This is a genomic window from Azoarcus taiwanensis (assembly GCF_012910885.1).
Taxonomy (GTDB): Bacteria; Pseudomonadota; Gammaproteobacteria; order Burkholderiales; family Rhodocyclaceae; genus Azoarcus_F; species Azoarcus_F taiwanensis.
In genome coordinates this window covers 1-1,447 of sequence record NZ_WTVM01000258.1, presented here as the reverse complement: position 1 = coordinate 1,447, position 1,447 = coordinate 1, and the positions used below count along the sequence as shown (strand labels likewise).

Here is a 1,447-nt window from a genome sequence, read left to right as displayed (position 1 = left end):
CGCTTATATGGACGCCTCCCGGTTTGGCAAGTGAAGTTTGCATTTTTGACGTTCCAGAGTCTGGCTGCAGTCTTATATCCGGCCTGTTTGGCAGACCCGATGTCTGCTGGCCCTGATGGAATTCGCCGGGGAAGGCCTCAATCTCCCACGCGTCCTCGAAGGACAAGCGCCGTGCCAGGCTTACTTCCCCGCGGTCCGACCTGTTACGCCATCATGCTCGCTTCAACCTGCGCAACCTTTGACATTGGTCGATGCTCGGTATGTTGAATGTTGATTGTCGTCACGCAAGCCCGGCTGCGTAACCCCTGTCGTAGGTCCGCCCGTGGGCAAGTAGTGCCCAGATCGTGCGGGCCATCTTGTTGGCCAGCGCCACCACTACGGTGTTCCACGTCCGGCGAGCTGAGAGTGCCTCAAGCCAGGAGCTGCGTACCTTGCTGTGTGTGAGTACCGCTCGGGCACCGTGGATCAGCAGCTTGCGCAGGTAGCTATCGCCGCGCTTGCTGATGTTTAACAGCTTGACCGTCCCGCCAGTGCCGCTATGTCGTGGCACCAGCCCCAGGAATGCGGCAAACTCACGCCCGCTTCGGAAGGCGCTCGCCTGTCCCGTCGTCGCGACCGCCGCGGTGGCCGTGAGCACGCCCACGCCCGGTATGTCCATCAAGCGCTTGACCGCTTCGTCTTCCTTCTTCCAGGCGAGCAACTGCGCCTCGATGTGCTCGATCTCCCGGCTCAACGATTCGATGCGCGCGCGTTGTTCGCGCAGCGCGTCGAGCACCATCGCAGGTAGTGTGCCTTCGAGCTGTGCCAGTGCCTGTGGCACCTGGGCCATCCCCTTGTGCCGACCCTGCGGCAGCGTGGCGCCGAACTCGTAGAGCAATCCGCGCAGCTGATTGATTTGCATCGTGCGCATCTTCACCAACTGCTCGCGCATCCGGTGCAGCATCAAAACGCCTTGCTGGGCCTCGCTCTTGACGGCCACAAAGCGTCGTCCGGGCCGCTGCACCGTCTCCCAGATCGCCTGCGCATCGGCCGCATCGCTCTTGTTGCTTGTCACAAACGGGCGTACGAACTTTGGGGCAATCAACCTCACCTCGTGACCCAGCCCGATCAGCTTGCGCGCCCAGTAGTGCGCACTGCCACACGCTTCCATCGCCACCACCGAGGCGCTGCGCTGTGCAAAGAACGCCAGCACCTGGTCGCGCTTGAGCCGGCGCCGTTTCACCTCGCCCGTCTCGACCTCCACCCAATGAAGTTGAAAAACCTGCTTTGCCAGATCCAGACCAAATGTCGTAATCTTCATCGCGAGCCCTCCTTACCGTTTGTGAATGTTTCAACACCATCACTTTGGCACATCGATGCCGTCAGGTAACGTGAGGGCTCCTCTCTGCTGAACCCCTGCAGCCTCACACCACCCCAGAGGGGAGGGAGGCGTCCATTACATCTCCCA

General features: G+C 61.2%; 1 protein-coding gene. It reads right to left on the bottom strand.

What is annotated here, in order from left to right:
- Nucleotides 1-280 precede the first annotated feature (280 nt).
- Nucleotides 281-1,300 carry an IS110 family RNA-guided transposase gene (locus GPA21_RS20140; protein WP_168989840.1) on the bottom strand — a complete coding sequence of 340 codons (1,020 nt, stop codon included), beginning with the start codon at nt 1,298-1,300 and terminating at the stop codon, nt 281-283.
- Nucleotides 1,301-1,447: the final 147 nt, after the last annotated feature.